Annotated in this window: 16 protein-coding genes; 11 read left to right on the top strand and 5 right to left on the bottom strand. The window is 51.2% G+C overall.

Features of this window, described 5'->3' with window-relative positions:
• Positions 1-4 precede the first annotated feature (4 nt).
• Positions 5-1,138, bottom strand: a complete 1,134-nt coding sequence (torC, locus tag LY264_RS08470) for a pentaheme c-type cytochrome TorC (RefSeq protein ID WP_048224633.1) — start codon at positions 1,136-1,138, stop codon at positions 5-7.
• A 164-nt stretch (positions 1,139-1,302) separates the two neighbouring features.
• On the opposite strand from torC, the gene pdxR reads away from it, so the two are divergent.
• Positions 1,303-2,775 (top strand): MocR-like pyridoxine biosynthesis transcription factor PdxR, encoded by a 1,473-nt coding sequence (gene pdxR, locus LY264_RS08465; protein WP_048224636.1) that lies wholly within the window; start codon positions 1,303-1,305, stop codon positions 2,773-2,775.
• Between the two features lie 45 nt (positions 2,776-2,820).
• Here the strand turns inward: pdxR and uxuA are convergent, their stop codons facing one another.
• The gene (gene uxuA / locus LY264_RS08460) at positions 2,821-4,011 is read right to left on the bottom strand and encodes a mannonate dehydratase (protein ID WP_048215901.1); all 1,191 of its coding nucleotides are present in this window, start codon (positions 4,009-4,011) and stop codon (positions 2,821-2,823) included.
• 202 nt (positions 4,012-4,213) lie between these two features.
• Here uxuA and LY264_RS08455 point away from each other — a divergent pair, with 202 nt between their 5' ends.
• From LY264_RS08455 to yejF, 9 genes are all read left to right on the top strand, one after another.
• On the top strand, positions 4,214-5,680 hold the full coding sequence (locus LY264_RS08455; RefSeq protein WP_008785284.1) for a mannitol dehydrogenase family protein: 1,467 nt from the start codon (positions 4,214-4,216) through the stop codon (positions 5,678-5,680).
• Positions 5,681-5,799: 119 nt separating this feature from the next.
• On the top strand, positions 5,800-6,786 hold the full coding sequence (locus LY264_RS08450; RefSeq protein WP_048224639.1) for a CobW family GTP-binding protein: 987 nt from the start codon (positions 5,800-5,802) through the stop codon (positions 6,784-6,786).
• A gap of 33 nt (positions 6,787-6,819) precedes the next feature.
• Positions 6,820-7,533 (top strand): phosphatase PAP2 family protein, encoded by a 714-nt coding sequence (locus tag LY264_RS08445; RefSeq protein WP_032944023.1) that lies wholly within the window; start codon positions 6,820-6,822, stop codon positions 7,531-7,533.
• Between the two features lie 413 nt (positions 7,534-7,946).
• Complete coding sequence (gene mepS / locus LY264_RS08440; protein ID WP_003834567.1) at positions 7,947-8,516, top strand: bifunctional murein DD-endopeptidase/murein LD-carboxypeptidase; 570 nt, start codon at positions 7,947-7,949, stop codon at positions 8,514-8,516.
• Between the two features lie 167 nt (positions 8,517-8,683).
• The gene (locus LY264_RS08435) at positions 8,684-10,243 is read left to right on the top strand and encodes a cyclic di-GMP phosphodiesterase (RefSeq protein ID WP_048224642.1); all 1,560 of its coding nucleotides are present in this window, start codon (positions 8,684-8,686) and stop codon (positions 10,241-10,243) included.
• A 100-nt stretch (positions 10,244-10,343) separates the two neighbouring features.
• Positions 10,344-12,158: an extracellular solute-binding protein gene (locus LY264_RS08430; protein WP_048224644.1), complete on the top strand. Its 1,815-nt coding sequence runs from the start codon at positions 10,344-10,346 to the stop codon at positions 12,156-12,158.
• Positions 12,159-13,253 (top strand): microcin C ABC transporter permease YejB, encoded by a 1,095-nt coding sequence (locus tag LY264_RS08425; protein WP_048224647.1) that lies wholly within the window; start codon positions 12,159-12,161, stop codon positions 13,251-13,253.
• A complete protein-coding gene (locus tag LY264_RS08420; protein WP_003834577.1) occupies positions 13,253-14,278 on the top strand; it encodes an ABC transporter permease in 1,026 nt (341 codons plus the stop codon). Before LY264_RS08425 ends, LY264_RS08420 begins: the two co-directional genes overlap by 1 nt.
• A 1-nt stretch (position 14,279) precedes the next feature.
• Positions 14,280-15,869 (top strand): microcin C ABC transporter ATP-binding protein YejF, encoded by a 1,590-nt coding sequence (yejF, locus tag LY264_RS08415; RefSeq protein WP_048224650.1) that lies wholly within the window; start codon positions 14,280-14,282, stop codon positions 15,867-15,869.
• Positions 15,870-15,872: 3 nt separating this feature from the next.
• On the opposite strand, the gene LY264_RS08410 is transcribed toward yejF, so the two are convergent.
• The 3 genes from LY264_RS08410 to rsuA all read right to left on the bottom strand — a co-directional run bounded on the left by LY264_RS08410 (position 15,873) and on the right by rsuA (position 18,464).
• Positions 15,873-16,217, bottom strand: a complete 345-nt coding sequence (locus LY264_RS08410) for a YejG family protein (protein WP_085951589.1) — start codon at positions 16,215-16,217, stop codon at positions 15,873-15,875.
• A gap of 333 nt (positions 16,218-16,550) precedes the next feature.
• Entirely contained in the window at positions 16,551-17,741 is a 1,191-nt protein-coding gene (locus LY264_RS08405; RefSeq protein WP_003834584.1) for a Bcr/CflA family multidrug efflux MFS transporter, read from the bottom strand.
• A gap of 15 nt (positions 17,742-17,756) precedes the next feature.
• A complete protein-coding gene (gene rsuA / locus LY264_RS08400) occupies positions 17,757-18,464 on the bottom strand; it encodes a 16S rRNA pseudouridine(516) synthase RsuA (protein WP_008785291.1) in 708 nt (235 codons plus the stop codon).
• Between the two features lie 151 nt (positions 18,465-18,615).
• Here rsuA and radD point away from each other — a divergent pair, with 151 nt between their 5' ends.
• Positions 18,616-20,376, top strand: a complete 1,761-nt coding sequence (gene radD, locus LY264_RS08395) for a DNA repair helicase RadD (RefSeq protein ID WP_048225815.1) — start codon at positions 18,616-18,618, stop codon at positions 20,374-20,376.
• Positions 20,377-20,450 lie beyond the last annotated feature (74 nt).

The following is a 20,450-nucleotide window of genomic DNA, read 5'->3' as shown; positions in this document are numbered from 1 at the left end:
ATCCTTACTTTTTGTTGGTTTCAGACACATCGCTGGCGTGGGTCTGGAGGTATTTCAACAACGTACGTTCCTCCACCGGATTAAGCCGGTAATAGGTCGACATGGCTTTCAGTCCGGCGATCCAGCCGTTAGCGGTATATCGGGTTGTAGGAGGAGTGCTATGACAGGCACTACAGGTGGATTGCAGCATTTGATCTGAGTATTCCCAGATTGGCGCAAGCGTGTTGATAAAGTCCTGATCGGTGGTCCAGGCGGTGACGCTCACATGCTGCCATTCCTGATGTGAGTCAGGATCGACCTGGGTTTGTAGCACTTTTACGTTCGCCATCAGGGGCTCATCGAGAACGGCGGAGAAAACGCGTTTCCCCATATACTGAGTGATCACCCGTCCACGCCCTTTGCTTTCTCGCCAGCCCGTGATTTCGAGCTGCACGTTACTGCCTTCTTTTTTCAGCACCTTGACCTCGGTAGCAGGAAATAACAGCGCCTTCCCGACCGGACTCCCTGCCGTTGCCGCCAGTGATTTTTCGCTTAATGAAAACAGTGTGGTCGCATCCGTTGGCGTATCTCCTTGACGCTGTAGCTGCTTATAGCGATCGCGAAAACCGCTGCTCATATCGGGTTTGTGATGGGCTATTCCTTTGTGACAATCGATACAGTTACTGTCTTTTGCTGCCGCTGCGGTCATTTGCGCAGCCGCGTTTGCCGATTGCTTGCCATGATCCATTGCCTCATAGCTATGGCAGGATTTACACGCCGCTGAATTATTCGCGCTCATGCGTGCCCACTCCCGCTGAGCCAGCTCCGGGCGTTTGGCAGCAAACTTTTCAGGAGTATCGATAGAAGGAGAAATAAAGGTGTGATAGAGGTCGTTTAAGGCTTCAGTTTTACGAACAAGCGTTGGAACAACGCCCGGGGGAATATGACAATCCTTACACTCAGCCCGCACGCCAGATGCGTTACGAAAATGCACGCTGGTTTTATATTCCTCTCCAGCCGTGCGCATCGAGTGACACGATAAACAAAATTCGGTGGTACTGGTGTAATGAACGCCTTGCCACGTTCCCCAAATAGCCAGGGCCATTGCCACCGCCCCAGCCAATACGCACCACAATGCGTTCTTTCTTATCCACGACATGCTTGCCTCCATTTTTTAATAGCGACACGCTAAGGGATAATAAAAATCAAAAATAGAGACAGCGATAGCAAGCTATAGGAACAGCTGCTACTCCATGAGGTGTATCAAATAGTAAAAACGAGAAATTCGTAATATAGTGGCCATATATTAATAAGGAATTCCTCATGCTTACATTAACGCTCAATAGAGAACTCCGCACTCCGCTGCAATTGCAAATTTTCCAATTTTATTTCCAGGCTATTCAGCGGGGAGATTTGCTTTGTGGCGATAAGCTTCCCTCTATTCGCGAGCAGGCTCAGGTATTGAACGTAGCCAAAATAACGGTAGTGATGGCCTATGATAAGCTTATGGCAGCAGGGTTAATCAAGAGCCGACACGGCATTGGCTATGAAGTGATATTCACCACGCCTGTACGTATAACACCAACGCATGTGCCCGTTACCCAGGGTTCTCCGCCGACAAAACCTAAAGCTGCCGGAGTCTCAACCGATGTTTACGCCGAGCCTGGACGAGAGTGCTACTGTCGGATGGGCGTCCCCGATCCCAACGCTTTTCCCTGGTCAAGCTGGCGGAAATGGAATAATGCTCCAAGCATACTTAAAGAACAATTATTTACCCGATACCATTCACCAAGTGGATTATTTTCACTGCGTGAGCAATTGGTCAGATACCTTAATTTATCCCGCGGAATTAATACCCGAGCAGAGAACATCATCATTACCAACGGGATTCAGGAAGGATTATCACTGCTCAGCCAAATATTTATTATTCATCATGCTGTCAGTCAGCAAAAAAAGTGCCATATTGTGACGGAATCCCCTTGTTATTCTGGCGCATGGCATCTTTTTAATTATTACGGTGCAGACATTACGTCAATTGCCGTAGATAACCACGGACTGCAAACAGATAATTTACCCGAGTATGAAACCCAGCTTTGTTATGTTACTCCAGCGCATCAGTATCCGATGGGAAGCGTGCTTTCACTGGAGCGCCGTCAGTCATTATTAACGTGGGCGCAACGCGTCGGCGCTTACATCATTGAAGATGATTACGATGCCGTTTTTACCTATGGGGAAAATCCCCTTCCCGCGCTGAAAGCCATGGATTATCACAACCGGGTTATCTACATGGGGACATTTTCTAAAACGCTGGGGCCAGGCGCACGGCTTGGCTATCTTATTTGCCCTGATGAATTGCTTCCGGCGGTACAGAATATGAAAGCGCTCAATAACAACGGCAGTCAGTGGTTGTTGCAGCAATTTTTGGCCGAACTGATGCAAAACCAGGTGTTCTATACGCATATCAGCAAGCTGGCCTGCAGCTATGCGACGCGCCTCACCCTGTTACGCGATGGCCTTTCCACTCTGTTTCCCGAAGGGAAAATCGCTGGCGCAACGGCAGGTCTGCACCTCTCGTTACGCATTGACAGACACGCAGAATTCATCACCAGGTTGCAACAATGCTGCCTGTTGGCCGGGATCCGTTTCGACACTCTGCCGGATATAGAAAATGGATCAGAAGCCGCATGGCGCAAAGAGAACAGCGATGCTGTTATGTTTTTTGGATTTGGTGGATTGCAGATACAGCAGATCAATAAAGTGCTGACAGTGCTGGAGCAGGCGCTCGCGCAGCCTTGATGAAAAACAGGGATCGCGCCTGTCGCGCAATCCCTGTTGTTAGACTTACAGCAGATCGCGGAACTGCGTTTGTTTCAGCGCCAGCTCAACGCCACGGACTTCTGCCAGGCCTTTCAGGCGACCAATCGCAGAGTAGCCCGGGTTGGTTTTCTTGTGCAGATCGTCAAGCATCTGGTGTCCATGATCCGGACGCATCGGGATAGGACGCAGGTCGCCCGCTTTTTTACGCCGCTGCTCTTCGCTCAAAATGGCAGCCACCACCGATACCATATCCACATCGCCCTGCAGGTGCGCACCTTCATGGAAGGTTTTCGGGTTATCTTCACGACAGGTTGAGCGCAGGTGCGTGAAGTGGATACGATCGCCAAAGGTCTCGATCATTTTCACCAGATCGTTATCAGCGCGCACGCCGTAAGAACCGGTACACATGGTGAAACCGTTATTAATGCTATCGACCGTTTCTTTCAGCCACTGCATATCTTCGATAGTCGAAACGATACGCGGCAGGCCAAGGATCGGGCGCGGCGGATCGTCAGGATGCACGGCCAGACGTACGCCGACTTCTTCTGCCACTGGCACAATCGCCCGCAGGAATACCGCCATATTATCGCGCAGATCGTCCTTGCTGATGCCGTCGTATTCAGCGAGACGCGCACGGAACTGATCCAGCGTATAGCCCTCTTCTGCACCAGGCAGGCCAGCAATGATATTGCGGGTCAGCTTTTCAATTTCTGCATCGCTCATGGCATTGAAGTAGTCCAGCGCCTGGCGTTGTTCTTCGGCGGTATAATCCGCTTCAGCTCCCGGGCGTTGCAGAATGTGAAGTTCGAAGGCCGCAAAAGCAATCTGGTCAAAACGCAGCGCTTTGGAACCATCCGGCAGCTGATATTCGAGGTCGGTACGCGTCCAGTCGAGGATCGGCATGAAGTTATAGCACACCGTATCGATACCACAGGTCGCCAGATTACGGATACTCTGCTGATAGTTGGCAATCCACGTTTGATATTGACCTGAACGCGTTTTGATATCTTCGTGGACAGGGATACTTTCCACTACCGACCAGGTCAGCCCTTTTTCAGCCAGAATGGCCTGACGCTGCTGAATTTCTTCTACCGGCCACACTTCACCGTTAGGAATATGGTGCAAGGCGGTCACAACACCCGTTGCGCCAGCCTGACGCACATCATCAAGCGATACCGGATCGTTAGGTCCGTACCAACGCCAGGTTTGTTCCATTGTTTCACCTCACAAGTTGTTATACCAAATTAAATCATCTTAATGACGACTACCATACAGGCATCCGTCAACTGATCAACACATTGCCGATGATTGGTTGATCAAGCTCACATTCCCCGGATAAATGAGGCACACCAATTCAATTTGTTGTCATATAACTTTATACTGCCATTGTTAATTTATGGTTAATCAGGTGTATTAAATGAAAACTATTGCCTCAGCGCCACTGGCGGAAAATGTCATGATGCCGCAATACGACCGCCAGCAATTAAAAACGCGGATTGTGCATTTTGGTTTCGGTGCTTTTCACCGCGCCCATCAGGCGTTACTAACCGACAGGGTGCTGAATGCGCAGGGTGGAGACTGGGGTATTTGTGAGATCAGTCTGTTCAGCGGCGATCGACTGATGAGCCAACTGCGCGAACAGGATCATTTATTTACCGTGCTGGAAAAAGGGGCCAACGGCAACCAGCCAATTGTTATCGGTGCCGTCAACGAATGTCTCAACGCCAGGCTGGATTCGCTGGCGGCCATTATCGAAAAATTCTGCGAACCTCAGGTGGCTATTGTCTCGCTAACCATCACAGAAAAAGGCTACTGCATCGATCCGGCGACAGGCTCGCTAGACCTCAGTAATCCACGTATTGCTCACGATCTGCAAACACCGACTGAACCGCACTCTGCCCCCGGAATTATTGTTGAAGCCCTACACCGTCGACGTGAACGCGGGCTACAGCCGTTTACCGTCCTCTCTTGCGATAACATCCCGGACAATGGTCATGTGGTAAAAAACGCCGTCCTTGGAATGGCGGAGAAACGTTCACCGGAACTGGCAACCTGGATTCAGGAGCATGTCAGTTTCCCTGGCACCATGGTCGACCGCATTGTCCCTGCCGCCACTGAAGAGTCACTGGCCGAAATTGCCCGCGAGCTGGGGGTTGCCGATCCTTGCGCAATCAGCTGCGAACCGTTTATCCAGTGGGTGATTGAAGATAATTTTGTGTGTGGCCGCCCACAATGGGAAACGGCGGGCGTCCAGATGGTCGAAAATGTGTTGCCGTGGGAACAAATGAAACTGCGGATGCTGAACGGCAGTCATTCGTTTCTCGCTTATCTCGGCTATCTGGCCGGGTTCCAGCACATCAGCGACTGTATGCAGGACAGCGCATTTCGTGAAGCCGCTTACCGCCTGATGCTCAACGAACAGGCACCTACGCTGCAAATTACCGATGTGGATTTAGACCAGTATGCCCTAAGCCTGTTGGAGCGTTTTGCCAACCCAGCGTTGAAACATAAAACCTGGCAAATCGCGATGGACGGTAGCCAGAAATTACCCCAGCGCATGTTGGAAGGGATCCGCGTACATTTAGCCCGCCAAAGTGAGTGGCCACTGCTGGCGCTCGGCGTCGCAGGCTGGATGCGTTATGTGAGCGGCGTGGATGATTCAGGCACCGCTATTGATGTTCGTGACCCGTTGAGTGAAAAAATTGCCGCTCTGGTTAAACAGAGCACAGAGTCAGAACGCGTCAACGCCCTGCTTTCGCTGCGCGAGATTTTCGCTACCGATCTCGTACAGAATCCGCAGTTTGTCGCGGCCATTCAGCAGGCCTGGCAACGCATTGCCCAATACGGTGCGCATCAGGCTGTCATTGAGACGTTAAAAAGTTAACGATTTCTGCCATTAAGCAGGACGAAGCGCCTCTTCGTCCTCTCACCCCTTCTCTTTTTCCCCGTTTTTCGCCAGGATTGTTAAATGCCATTACGGTAATTTATGATTCTGGAGTAAATGTGACTAAAACCAATCTCATCACCGGTTTTCTCGGCAGTGGCAAAACCACCTCTATTCTTCATTTGTTGGCAAACAAAGACCCTGCTGAGAAGTGGGCCGTGCTGGTTAATGAGTTTGGCGAAGTTGGCATTGATGGCGCGTTGCTGGCCGACAGCGGTGCGCTGCTAAAAGAGATCCCTGGCGGCTGTATGTGCTGTGTTAACGGTCTGCCAATGCAGGTTGGCCTCAATACGCTGCTGCGTCAGGGGAAACCCGACCGCCTGCTGATTGAACCCACCGGCCTCGGGCATCCCAAACAGATTCTGGATTTACTCACCGCACCGGTTTATGAGCCGTGGATCGATCTGCGCGCAACCCTTTGTATCCTTGATCCTCGCCTGTTACTGGATGAGAAAAGCGTCGCCAATGACAATTTCCGCGATCAGCTGGCCGCCGCTGATATCATTGTTGCCAACAAAACCGACCGTGCCACGACGGAAAGCGAAAACGCCCTGCAAAGCTGGTGGCAACACTACGGCTGTAATCGACAGTTGGTTCATGCCGACCATGGGCAAATTGACGGACAGCTACTGGATTTGCCCCGACTAAACCTGGCGGAGCTTCCTGTAAGCGCGGAGCACGCCCATAGCCATGCCAACAAAAAGGGGCTGGCAGCGTTGAGCTTACCCGCACAGCAGCGCTGGCGTCGTAGCCTGAACAGCGGTCATGGCCATCAGGCCTGCGGTTGGATTTTTGACGCCGATACGGTGTTCGATACCATCGGTCTGCTGGAATGGTCGCGTCTTGCCCCGGTTGGGCGCGTGAAGGGGGTAATGCGTATTAAAGAAGGACTGGTACGCATTAACCGCCAGGGAGACGACTGGCATATAGAGACGCAAAACGTCGCACCACCGGATAGCCGTATTGAACTCATCGCCGATACCGAGACTGACTGGAATGCGTTACAGAGCGCGTTGTTGAGACTTCGTTTAGACGCTAGCGCGTAAGGTTGCCTTCGTTTTTAGCAATGGTAAACGACGATGAAAACCCGATACCCTTTAATCCTCCTGCTTAATATTGCTGGTCTGGCACTGTTTCTGTCCTGGTATATTCCAGCCGGGCATGGGTTCTGGTCTTCACTCGATACGGGCGTTTTCCGCTTCTTTAATCATAAACTGGTGGAAAGCCCGCTGTTCTTATGGGTTGTTGCTATTACCAATAATCGGGCATTTGATGGCTGCTCATTGCTGGCTATGGGCGCATTGATGCTGCACTTTTGGCTCAAAGAGACGTCGGAAGGTCGCAGACGCATTGTGGCAATTGGTTTGGTTATGCTGCTCACTGCAGTGGTATTAAACCAGCTGGGCCAGGCGCTTATTCCCGTTAAACGCGCCAGCCCCACGCTTATGCTGGATAATATTTATCGCGTCAGCGAACTGCTGCATATTCCGACCAAGGATGCGTCGAAAGACAGTTTTCCTGGCGATCACGGCATGATGCTGCTTATTTTTTCCGCATTCATGCTGCGTTATTTCGGAAAAGTCGCAGGAATAATCGGCCTTATTATTGCTGTGGTTTTTGCCTTCCCGCGCGTAATGATTGGCGCCCACTGGCTCACCGATATCGTGGTTGGTTCCATGACGGTGGTCTTGATTGGCCTTCCCTGGTGGCTAATGACGCCATTAAGCGACCGATTAGTCACTCTGTTCGTGAATTATCTACCCGGCAAAAACAAACAATTTTTAAACAAATAACGCAGAGTAATTAACATCATCAGGGATACTTCTGATTCCCTGATGATGCTGGGCAATATTTCATCATTCTGATTGTCATTCTCCTGTCATCTTATTCATGTTTAAAATGAGTGGGTTGCGTATTTTTTACCCTGATTGTTCTTAATTTAGACAATGCCGTTTATTCACTTTCTGTATCAATTTTTCTTATAAGAAATCACGTAAAATCACTCGCATTGACCGGAACGATCGGGTAATCTCGAACTCGTTTTGCCTCGCGGGATAATTATTCCCTTTCAGAATAAATTTGTGCGTTCTGCCACAGATTTGACCTTAAGGAATTGTCTCATCGTGCGATGGTAATTAGTCTCGTCACGTTTGGCATTTTTTATAACGATATTTATCGTTAAGGACTTCAAGGGAAAACAAACAAAATGGTCAAATCTCAACCGATTTTGAGATATATCTTGCGGGGCATACCCGCGATAGCAGTTGCGGTTCTGCTTTCTGCATGTAGCACAACGAACACCGCCAAGAATATGCATTCTGAGACGCATGCTGTGGGCAATGGAGATAACTCTTCACTGCAAGCCTCTCAGGATGAATTTGAAAATATGGTACGTAATATCGATGTTAAATCACGTATTATGGACCAGTATGCTGACTGGAAAGGCGTGCGTTACCGCCTTGGCGGCAGCACCAAAAAAGGTATTGATTGCTCAAGCTTCGTGCAGCGTACATTCCGCGAGCAATTTGGTTTAGAGCTTCCGCGCTCAACCTATGAACAACAGGAAACGGGAAAATCCGTTTCGCGCACTAATCTGCGCACAGGCGATCTGGTTCTGTTCCGTGCTGGTTCTACTGGCCGTCACGTCGGTATTTATATCGGTAACAACCAGTTTGTACATGCCTCGACCAGCAGTGGCGTTATCATTTCCAGCATGAACGAGCCTTACTGGAAAAAACGCTACAACGAAGCTCGCCGAGTTCTGAGCCGCAGTTAGTTTCGTTTGGCAGCTATCCCTTGGCTATCCTGATGAGACATTCCAAAAGCACTGCTTCGGCGGTGCTTTTTTGTTTCCCCCTGCGACTAAGAAAAATCTCACAACATGAGTCATTTCAGGTTATATTCATACAGAGTAAGCGGTTAAATCAGGTAAAATAAGGATCTATGTTCAGACGCTCTTCTTCATCCGGTCGGAAAATCCTGCTTTCCTGTATGTTAACGGGGCTTATCGTCGCAATACTCGTGAGTACCCTGCAGTTTTTCGTCACCTGGCATAAACGAGAAGTTAAGTACGACACACTCCTTGCCGATATCCAGAATTACGTCAGCAGCTACTTTACCGACCTCAAAACCACCACCGATGCCCTTCAGCCGCTGGTTGCCAACAGTTGCCAACAAGTTGGCGCTAAACTGACCTCCAGTGCAGCCTTTAGCCTGAACGTTCGCGCTTTCTTACTGGTAAAAGACGGTATCGCTTTCTGCTCTTCCGCAACAGGTTCCATGTTCACTCCGATTTTAGATTTGATCCCGAACCTCGATATCAGCAGAAATATTGATGTGGAATTACTTCCCGGTACGCCCATGATGCCGGACAAACCAGCGATCATGATTTGGCACCGAAACGCGTCGTTCAACGATAGCGGCGTATTTACCTCACTGAATATCAATCTGGCACCTTATCTGCTCTATACCGCCCGGCAGGATGATTTTGACGGTATTGCGATTATCGTCGGTAATACCGCAATTTCGACATTCTCATCGCGAATCATCGATGTTTCCGCTCTTCCTCATACCTCCTGGCGGCAGGCCACTCTTGAAGGGATCCCGCTTAAAATTCGCTTATACGCACAAGAGTGGAACTATACCGACGTCTGGTATTCTATTTTGTTGGGATGTATGGCCGGGATTATTGCCGCCCTTCTCCTCTGGTACTACATCTACAGCATCCGTTTACGCCCAGGCAAAGATATCCTCAACGCCATCAAGCATAACCAGTTTTATGTGGTGTACCAGCCCGTCGTAGAGATGCAAACGCTGGAAGTGAAAGGCGTCGAGGTCCTGTTACGTTGGAATCACCCAACAACGGGCGAGATCCCACCGGATGCCTTTATTCATTACGCTGAATCACAGAAAATGATTGTCCCGCTGACTCAGCATCTCTTTAAGTTGATCGCCCAGGATGCCCCGGCGCTGCAAAAAGTGTTACCCGCTGGCGCAAAATTGGGGATCAATATCGCGCCATCGCATCTGCATGGCGAGACATTTAAAGACGACATCCGGCACCTGCACGCTTCACTTCCCGCAAACTATTTTCAGTTAGTGCTGGAAATCACTGAACGAGATATGCTCAATCAGCACGAGGCCACAAAGCTATTTGAATGGCTACATTCCGCAGGTTTTGAAATTGCGATTGATGATTTTGGCACCGGCCATAGCGCGCTTATTTATCTGGAACGCTTTACCGTTGACTACCTGAAAATCGATCGCGGATTTATTAACGCCATCGGGACGGAAACCCTGACCTCTCCGGTTCTGGACGCCGTGTTGACACTTTCTAAACGTCTTAATATGCTGACGGTTGCGGAAGGGGTAGAAACTCCTGAGCAAGCCCGTTGGCTGCGCGATCGTGGGGTGCATTTTTTCCAGGGATACTGGATTAGCCGACCATTAAAGCTTGCTGATTTTGTGCGTTGGATGGCACAGCCCAATAAGCCGACGTGGTGATCGCAGTATGCGATTCATATACTCTCACTCGCCGCTACATCCCTTATCTTTCAGGCATGATGCCCGTCGGGTTGTGGCAGGAAAAGGAAATCGCTTTTATATGATCCCTCGCGTACTGCTTCTGTTTATTACCCTCATCGGGTTTAGCGCCCAGGCGCAATCCATCAAAGAAAGCTATGCTTTTGCCGTACTGGGTGAACCGAAGTACGCATTTAACTTTAATCACTTCGATTATGTGAATCCCGCAGCCCCTAAAGGGGGTCAAATCACCCTGTCCGCCATTGGCACATTTGACAACTTTAACCGCTACGCGATGCGCGGTAACCCCGGCGCACGTACCGAAACGCTTTACGATACGTTGTTTACGACCTCTGACGATGAACCTGGTAGCTATTACCCGCTCATTGCCGACAGCGCGCGCTACGCTGACGACTATTCCTGGATAGAAATTGCCATTAATCCACGAGCGCGTTTTCACGATGGCTCACCCATTACCGCCCGCGACGTCGCATTCACCTTCCACAAATTTATGACTGAAGGCGTGCCGCAGTTTCGTCTGGTCTACAAGGGAACAACGGTAAAAGCCATCGCGCCATTAACCGTACGCATTGAATTAGCCAAACCGGGTAAAGAGGACATGCTCAGCCTGTTTTCATTACCCGTAATGCCAGAGAAGTACTGGAAAGATCATAAGCTCAGCGATCCCTTATCATCGCCACCGCTCGCCAGCGGCCCTTATCGCATTACGAAATGGAAGATGGGCCAGTATATTGTCTATTCGCGCGTCAAAGATTATTGGGCCGCTAATCTGCCCGTCAATCGTGGACGCTGGAACTTTGATACCATCCGCTACGACTACTATCTGGATGATAACGTCGCCTTTGAAGCGTTTAAGGCCGGTGCGTTTGATCTGCGTCTTGAAAATGATGCCAAAAACTGGGCGACGCGTTATACCGGGAAAAATTTCGCGAATCACTACATCATCAAAGATGAACAAAAGAACGAATCCGCGCAGGATACCCGCTGGCTGGCATTTAATATTCAGCGCCCGGTATTCAGCGACCGACGGGTACGGGAAGCCATCACGCTGGCCTTTGATTTTGAATGGATGAATAAAGCGCTGTTCTATAATGCCTGGAGCCGGACCAACAGCTATTTTCAGAATACCGAATATGCCGCGACAAAATACCCCGACGCTGATGAACTGGTGATACTCGCGCCCTTGAAAAAAGATCTCCCCCCTGAGGTCTTTAGCCAAATCTATCAGCCGCCAAAATCAAAAGGCGATGGCTACGATCGCGACAACCTGTTGAAAGCCGATACCTTACTGGAGCAGGCCGGGTGGGTACTAAAGGGTCAGCAGCGCGTAAACAGCGCCAGCGGTAAACCTCTGAGCTTTGAACTGTTGCTCCCGGCGGGCAGCAACAGTCAATGGGTGCTGCCGTTCCAGCACAACCTGCAGCGCTTAGGTATTACCATGAATATCCGCCAGGTGGATAACTCACAAATCACGAACCGCCTGCGCAGTCGCGACTATGACATGATGCCGAGGTTGTATCGCGCGATGCCGTGGCCGAGTTCGGACCTGCAAATTCTGTGGGCCTCTCAATATATTGACTCCAGCTACAACGCCCCCGGCGTACAAAGCCCGGTGATTGATAAATTGATCAATAAAATCATCGCGGCACAAGGTGATAAAGCCAAATTGATCCCACTGGGCCGGGCACTGGACAGGGTACTAACCTGGAACTACTACATGTTGCCGATGTGGTTTATGGCAGAGGATCGCATCGCCTGGTGGGATAAATTTTCACATCCTGCTATTCGCCCAATTTACACCATTGGCCTCGACAACTGGTGGTATGACGTCAACAAAGCGGCGAAACTGCCAGCTGCCAGACGACAGGGAGAATAAATGGGCGCGTATCTGATTCGACGTCTACTGCTGGTGATCCCAACGCTTTGGGCCATCATCACCATCAACTTTTTTATCGTGCAAATAGCCCCAGGCGGCCCGGTTGAACAGGCCGTCGCCGCCATTGAGTTCGGGCAAAGCGGGGCATTACCCGGCGCGGGTAGCGAAGGCGTTCGCGCCAGCCACGCGCAAACCGGCGTGGGTAACATCAGCGACAGTAATTATCGAGGTGGCCGGGGTCTGGACCCGGAAGTGATCGCCGAAATCACTCGCCGCTATGGGTTCGATAAGCCCATTCATGAGCGTTACTTCAAAATGCTCTGGGATTACATTCGTTTCGATTTCGGTGACAGCCTGTTTCGTAGCGCCTCGGTGCTGACGCTTATCAAAGACAGCCTGCCTGTTTCCATCACGCTGGGGCTGTGGAGTACGCTCATCATCTACATGGTGTCGATACCGCTTGGGATCCGCAAAGCGGTGCATAACGGCAGCCGGTTTGATGTCTGGAGCAGCGCATTTATTATTATCGGCTATGCCATCCCGGCATTTCTGTTTGCGATTTTGCTGATCGTCTTTTTTGCCGGGGGAAGCTATTACGATCTGTTCCCGCTACGCGGGCTGGTTTCCGCCAATTTTGACTCCCTGCCCTGGTATCAGAAAGTAACCGACTACCTTTGGCATATTACCCTGCCGGTGCTGGCGACGGTGGTTGGTGGGTTTGCCGCACTGACTATGCTGACCAAGAACTCATTTCTGGATGAGGTGCGCAAACAATATGTCGTCACCGCACGCGCTAAAGGGGTCAGCGAGAAAAATATTCTGTGGAAACATGTGTTTCGCAATGCCATGTTGCTGGTGATCGCCGGCTTCCCGGCAACGTTTATCAGCATGTTTTTTACCGGCTCACTGCTGATTGAAGTGATGTTCTCACTTAACGGCCTGGGATTGCTGGGTTATGAATCCACCGTATCACGCGACTACCCGGTAATGTTTGGCACGCTTTATATCTTCACCCTGATCGGTCTGCTGCTGAATATCCTCAGCGACATCAGCTATACGCTGGTCGATCCTCGTATTGATTTTGAGGGACGCTAATGTCGCGATTAAGCCCCGTCAATCAGGCCCGCTGGGCGCGCTTTCGCCACAATCGTCGCGGCTACTGGTCGCTGTGGATTTTTCTGGTGCTGTTCGGTCTTAGCCTGTGTTCAGAACTGATTGCCAATGATAAGCCGCTACTGGTGCGCTACGACAATAGCTGGTATTTCCCCCTGTTCAAAAACTACAGTGAAAGCGACTTCGGCGGACCGCTGGCGACTCAGGCTGATTATCAGGACCCGTGGCTACAACAGCGCCTGGAAAACCAGGGCTGGATCCTGTGGGCACCAATACGCTTTGGGGCCACCAGCATTAACTTTGCCACCGATAAGCCCTTCCCTTCCCCGCCTTCCGCACAAAACTGGCTGGGAACAGACGCCAACGGCGGTGATGTACTGGCGCGCATCCTCTACGGCACACGTATTTCTGTCTTGTTTGGTCTAATGCTCACCCTCTGTTCGAGCGTGATGGGCATTATGGCTGGCGCAATTCAGGGCTATTATGGCGGCAAGGTGGACCTGTGGGGGCAACGATTCATTGAAGTTTGGTCAGGAATGCCAACGCTGTTTCTCATCATCCTATTGTCGAGCGTGGTCCAGCCTAACTTCTGGTGGCTGCTGGGCATTACCGTACTGTTTGGCTGGATGAGTCTGGTTGGCGTGGTGCGCGCGGAATTTTTACGTACCCGAAACTTTGATTACATTCGAGCCGCTCAAGCGCTAGGCGTAAGCGATCGCAGTATTATTCTGCGTCATATGCTGCCCAACGCGATGGTCGCGGCCCTGACTTTTTTACCGTTTATTTTATGCGCCTCGATAACCACCCTGACCTCACTGGATTTTCTTGGGTTCGGCTTACCGCTTGGCTCGCCATCACTGGGAGAACTCCTGTTGCAGGGTAAAAACAACCTGCAGGCACCGTGGCTTGGCATCACCGCGTTCATCTCCGTTGCCCTGCTACTATCGCTACTGATCTTTATTGGTGAAGCGGTACGCGATGCGTTTGATCCCAACAAGGCGATTTAAAATGACACAACCTCTGTTAGCCATTGAAAATTTATCGGTAGGTTTTCGTCAACAAGAGACCGTGCGCACCGTAGTCAATGCCCTCTCACTACGGGTTGATGCCGGACAAACGCTAGCGCTGGTGGGCGAGTCTGGCTCGGGGAAAAGCGTGACCGCGCTTTCTATCCTACGGTTGTTACCGTCCCCTCCGGTAGTTTACCCTTCCGGGGACATCCGTTTTCATGGTGAATCATTACTTCACGCCAACGAGCAGACGCTTCGCGACGTACGGGGGAATAAAATCGCCATGATTTTCCAGGAGCCGATGGTGTCACTGAACCCGCTCCACAATCTGGAAAAACAGCTTTATGAAGTGCTGTCGCTGCATAGGGGAATGCGTCGGGAGGCGGCGCGGGCAGAAATCCTGACCTGCCTGGATCGCGTAGGCATCCGTCAGGCAGCCAAACGTCTCGCAGATTACCCGCACCAACTGTCCGGCGGTGAACGCCAGCGCGTGATGATCGCCATGGCACTGCTGACACGACCTGAGCTGCTTATTGCCGATGAACCGACTACCGCGCTGGACGTTTCCGTCCAGGCACAGATCCTGCAACTGCTGAGGGAACTACAGCACGAACTGAACATGGGATTACTGTTCATCACCCACAACCTGAGCATTGTGAAAAAGCTTGCCGATACCGTGGCGGTCATGCAAAACGGCCAGTGCGTTGAGCAAAATAGAGCAGCACAGTTGCTCACTGCGCCAACGCATCCCTACACGAAGAAATTGTTAAACAGCGAACCTTCCGGCGACCCGGTACCTTTACCTGTCGGGCAAGCTCCGTTGCTGGAAGTGGAAAAACTCCGCGTCGCCTTTCCTATCCGCAAAGGTATCCTGAAACGCGTGGTGGACCACAACGTCGTCGTTAACGACGTCAGTTTTTCCCTCCGGCCCGGTGAAACTCTGGGGCTGGTGGGAGAGTCAGGCTCAGGAAAAAGCACCACCGGGCTGGCGCTTCTGCGGTTAATCACCTCGCAGGGAAGCATTGTGTTCGATGGGCTGGCACTGCATACCTTAAATCGACGGCAGCTGTTGCCGGTCCGTCACCGTATTCAGGTGGTATTTCAGGATCCCAACTCCTCGCTGAACCCACGCCTGAGCGTGCTACAGATTATCGAGGAGGGGTTGCGCGTTCATCAGCCTACCCTGTCAGCCGAACAACGCGAGGCACAGGTGAAAGCGGTAATGGCGGAAGTGGGATTGGATAGCGAAACGCGACATCGTTATCCTGCGGAGTTTTCTGGCGGACAACGCCAACGCATTGCTATTGCCAGAGCATTGATTCTCAAACCTTCCCTGATCATTCTGGATGAACCAACATCGTCGCTCGACAGGACCGTACAGGCGCAAATCCTGACGTTGTTAAAATCCTTACAGGAAAAGCATCGGCTGGCTTATATTTTTATCAGCCATGATTTGCACGTAGTACGCGCATTATGCCATCAGGTTATTGTGCTACGTCAGGGAGAGGTCGTGGAGCAAGGGCAATGCGAGCACGTCTTTAACGCACCACAGCAGGCCTATACGCGTCAGCTGCTCGCGCTAAGCTGACGCTCAAAAAGGATTGTTGTTTGAAAACGGTTCTGCGATAGCCACGCCGAAGTTTTTCAGTCTGCAGGTCGCGGCAAATTCGTCCTGACGATTCACAAACAGGCACGGCTCTCCTTCACATTCCAGTACGGAACAAGGAACCTCGATATCACTGAGGGCCTGGCTGAGCTTATGCATGACTGACCACGCGCTGTCACCATCAGGACTGAGCAATTTGAGTGCCACCAGGCTGTTCTCATTACTCTGACCGTTTTGCGGAATCGGTTCAACTTTCGAACCTGCGAAACCCACCGACCAACGATAGCTCTGCGGCAGACGATGAACGATTGAGAGTTGTAATGTCATCACTTTCTTTCCCTGGAAGCACAATCACTTCACAATTATTTTACATCAATATTAACACATCATTGACAATACGTCTTTAGACAGTTGGTAAACGTTTACATCCAGTACTTATGCTGCTTACAGAACCCAGTAATTAAATTTATTCAACGGTTCTGGCATATTTCCGGGCTATATGTACTCGTTTCTGCGATCTAACTCAACCTTTTTAACTACAATGATGTGACTTTTTACATAAATTGATTTTACATAAAATAAACATAAGCGGGGGAAATGATAGATTTGCGGTTGATGTACATCAACTCTGGAGACCTTATGGCCCCCAGGTTGTGTAATAGATCACCGTTTTTGAGCGCGACTGGCGTAAAGATAGAAGAGAATTGAGCAGGTAGCGCAAAATGCGATCGACCATATCATTGGCCAGGCCGAGTTAAAGGTCGCCAGAGACAACAGGGCCCCGACAATGGCGCCAATGCCAAAGCGGAATGTCCCAGCCAGCGATGACGCCGTTCCCGCCATATGCGGAAATTCATCCAGAATAACCGCCATGGCGTTTGATGACACCATCGATACACAGCCAACAAACGCCGCAACGCCCACGACCAGAGCCCAGAACCCCAGCCCAAACAGTGCGCTAAAGACCATCCATCCCGCCATCACGAACTGGATCCACAGACCGGTACGGAACATATTCAATGCCCCAACCCGACGCACAAAGCGGCTGTTGATGATAGTCATCACGAACAGGAATACGATGTTCAATGCGAAGTAATAACCGAAATGCTGCGGTGAAACGTGGTTGATCTCAATGTAAACAAAGGGTCCGGCGCTCAGAAACGAGAACATCCCGGCAAAGCTGAACCCACTGGCCAGCATATAGCTCAGCACTCGTTTATGACGAAACAGCGAGGCAAAGTTGCCAATAGTGGTACGCAGGCGAAACGGCTGGCGACGCTCTACAGGCAGGGTCTCTTTGATCAGCGTAAAGATCATCACCGACGCCAGAACAGCCGCCATGGCGAGGATCCAAAAGATATAGTGCCAGCTCAGCCATACCAGCACCCAACCACCCACGATAGGTGCCAGTAATGGCGCTATCGTGGTGACCAACATGACGAATGACATCATGCGCGAGAACTCTTCCTTTGGATAGATATCGCGCATCAGGGCGTTGATTACCACGCTCGCCGCCGCAGCAGCCAGACCGTGGAAGAAACGCATCACGATCAGTTGATCGATAGTTTGCGCCAGGGCGCAGGCCACTGCCGCCGCCGCAAACACCAGCGTTCCGCCCAGAATCACCGGCTTGCGCCCAATGCTGTCAGCCATTGGGCCATAGAGCAACTGCCCCACTGCAAACCCCAGAATATAGGTACTGAGGGTCATCTGCGCACTACCCGCAGGCACACCAAACTGTTCTGAGATAACAGGTAGCGCCGGAAGATACATATCAATCGACAACGGCATCAGCATGGCTAACAAGCCAAGGATAAAGACTATGGCAATTGACGAGTTCTGCCGGGTGGTCACATTTAGCTCCTGAAATTAACGCGGGGTTAAGTTAACGCTGGCGATTTCTTCTTCGGTCAATGGACGGTATTCACCCGGCTCCAGATCGTCATCAAGCCTGATGTCACCAATTCGTTCACGGTGCAGTTCCACAACGTGGTTACCCACCGCGGCAAACATACGTTTTACTTGATGATAACGCCCTTCGCTGATGGTCAATCGCACCTGAGTTGGCGTAATTACCTCCAGAACAGCCGGTTTGGTCAGGTCTTTCTCATTATGCAACTGTACGCCATGGGCAAACTGCTCGGCGGTATCGTCTGCCACTGGCGACTCCAGCGTCACCAGATAGGTTTTCTCGCAATGGTGACGAGGAGAGGTGATACGATGTGACCACTGTCCGTCATCGGTCATCAGTACCAGTCCGGTGGTGTCGATATCCAGACGCCCTGCCGCATGCAATTTGTAGGCAACCGGTTCATCAAGGAAATAGAGCACCGTCGGATGATCCGGGTCATCCGTTGAGCAAACATAACCCTGAGGCTTATTCAGCATAAAATAGCGCGGGCCATTTTGTTGAACCAGGGAATTACCGTCATATTCGACGTCGTGTTCTGGTAGCAGCTTAAAGGCACTGTTTTTAACGATTTCACCGTCGACGGTAACGCGGTTAGCACGGATCTCACGCCCGGCAATAGCGCGGCTGACGCCGAGTTGCTGAGCGATAAATTTATCAAGTCGCATGAGTGTGATTTTTGCCTGTAAAAATACGAGAAGCGGGTTTACGCCCGAAAAGTGGGACTATTATCCGCCCAGTATAGCGGTGTTACACCATCCCTCAAGGGAAATGATTCATGGCATACTATACATTGTTGCTGTTTACCTTAATGAGCTCATGATTTTTACTCTTCGCCCGTACCAAAAAGAAGCCGTGGACGCCACGCTCAACCATTTTCGCCACCACCGCACCCCGGCGGTTATCGTCCTGCCAACCGGCGCGGGCAAAAGCCTGGTGATTGCTGAACTGGCCCGCGTGGCACGTGGTCGCGTACTGGTACTAGCGCACGTCAAAGAACTGGTCGCACAAAACCATGCCAAATATTGTGCGCTGGGGCTTGAAGCCGATATTTTTGCCGCAGGCCTGAAGCGTAAAGAGAGCCACGGGAAAGTAGTCTTTGGCAGCGTACAGTCGGTAGCGCGTAATCTGGAGGCCTTTCAGGGTGAATTCTCACTGCTGATCGTCGATGAATGCCACCGTATTGGCGATGATGAAGAGAGTCAGTATCAGCAAATCCTCACTCACCTGACTAAAGTAAATCCCCACTTACGTCTGCTCGGGCTTACCGCCACACCTTTTCGTTTGGGTAAGGGCTGGATTTATCATTTTCATTATCATGGTATGGTGCGCGGCGATGAAAAAGCGCTGTTTCGCGACTGCATTTATGAATTACCACTGCGCTACATGATTAAACACGGCTACCTGACGCCGCCAGAACGCCTCGACATGCCGGTCGTGCAGTATGACTTTAGTCGCCTGCAGGCGCAGAGTAACGGCCTGTTTAGCGAAGCAGATCTGAATCAGGAGCTGAAAAAGCAGCAGCGAATAACGCCACATATCATCAGCCAGATTATCGAGTTTGCCCAAACCCGCAAAGGGGTGATGATTTTCGCCGCCACCGTTGAGCACGCCAAAGAAATTCAGGGCCTGCTGCCCGCTGACGACGCCGCGCTAATCACTGGAGATACGCCAGGCGCTGAGCGCGACGTGCTGATTGAAGAGTTCAAAGCCCAGCGTTTTCGCTATCTGGTGAATGTATCGGTCCTGACCACCGGCTTCGATGCCCCGCACGTCGACCTTATCGCCATTCTGCGCCCAACAGAGTCAGTTAGCCTTTACCAACAAATTGTTGGTCGTGGGTTGCGCCTTGCACCGGGTAAAACCGACTGTCTGATCCTCGATTACGCCGGCAACCCGCACGATCTGTACGCACCGGAAGTGGGTGCTCCGAAAGGGAAAAGCGACAACGTTCCGGTACAGGTGTTCTGTCCTGCCTGCGGATTTGCAAACACCTTCTGGGGCAAAACCACGGCAGACGGCACGCTGATTGAACATTTTGGCCGCCGCTGCCAGGGATGGTTTGAAGATGATGACGGCCATCGCGAACAGTGCAATTTTCGTTTCCGTTTTAAAAACTGCCCACAGTGCAACGCGGAAAATGACATCGCCGCCCGCCGTTGTCGCGAGTGCGACACGGTGCTGGTTGACCCGGATGACATGCTGAAAGCCGCGCTCAGGCTCAAAGATGCGCTGGTCCTGCGCTGTAGCGGTATGGTGTTACAAAACGGGCAGGATGATAAAGGCGAATGGCTGAAAATCACCTATTACGATGAAGACGGCGCTGACGTCAGCGAACGCTTTCGCCTGCACACTCCCGCGCAGCGTACGGCCTTCGAACAACTGTTTATTCGCCCGCACACCCGAACACCCGGTATACCCTTACGCTGGATAACCGCCGCCGATATCCTCAATCAGCAGGCGTTGTTACGGCATCCTGATTTCGTGGTGGCGCGTATGAAAGGTCAGTACTGGCAGGTCCGTGAAAAGGTCTTCGATTATGAAGGTCGCTTTCGTCGGGCACATGAATTACGCGGTTAATCGTACTTTTGATTGATGTACCAGCCGTTTGAGTATAGAATCTCGCCCGCTTTTGCATACGCAAAGCAGATCAC

Source organism: Citrobacter portucalensis, from assembly GCF_023374935.1.
Taxonomy (GTDB): Bacteria; Pseudomonadota; Gammaproteobacteria; order Enterobacterales; family Enterobacteriaceae; genus Citrobacter; species Citrobacter portucalensis.
Note: the sequence above shows the minus strand (reverse complement) of the source record. Positions and strands in the feature narration are given on the sequence as shown.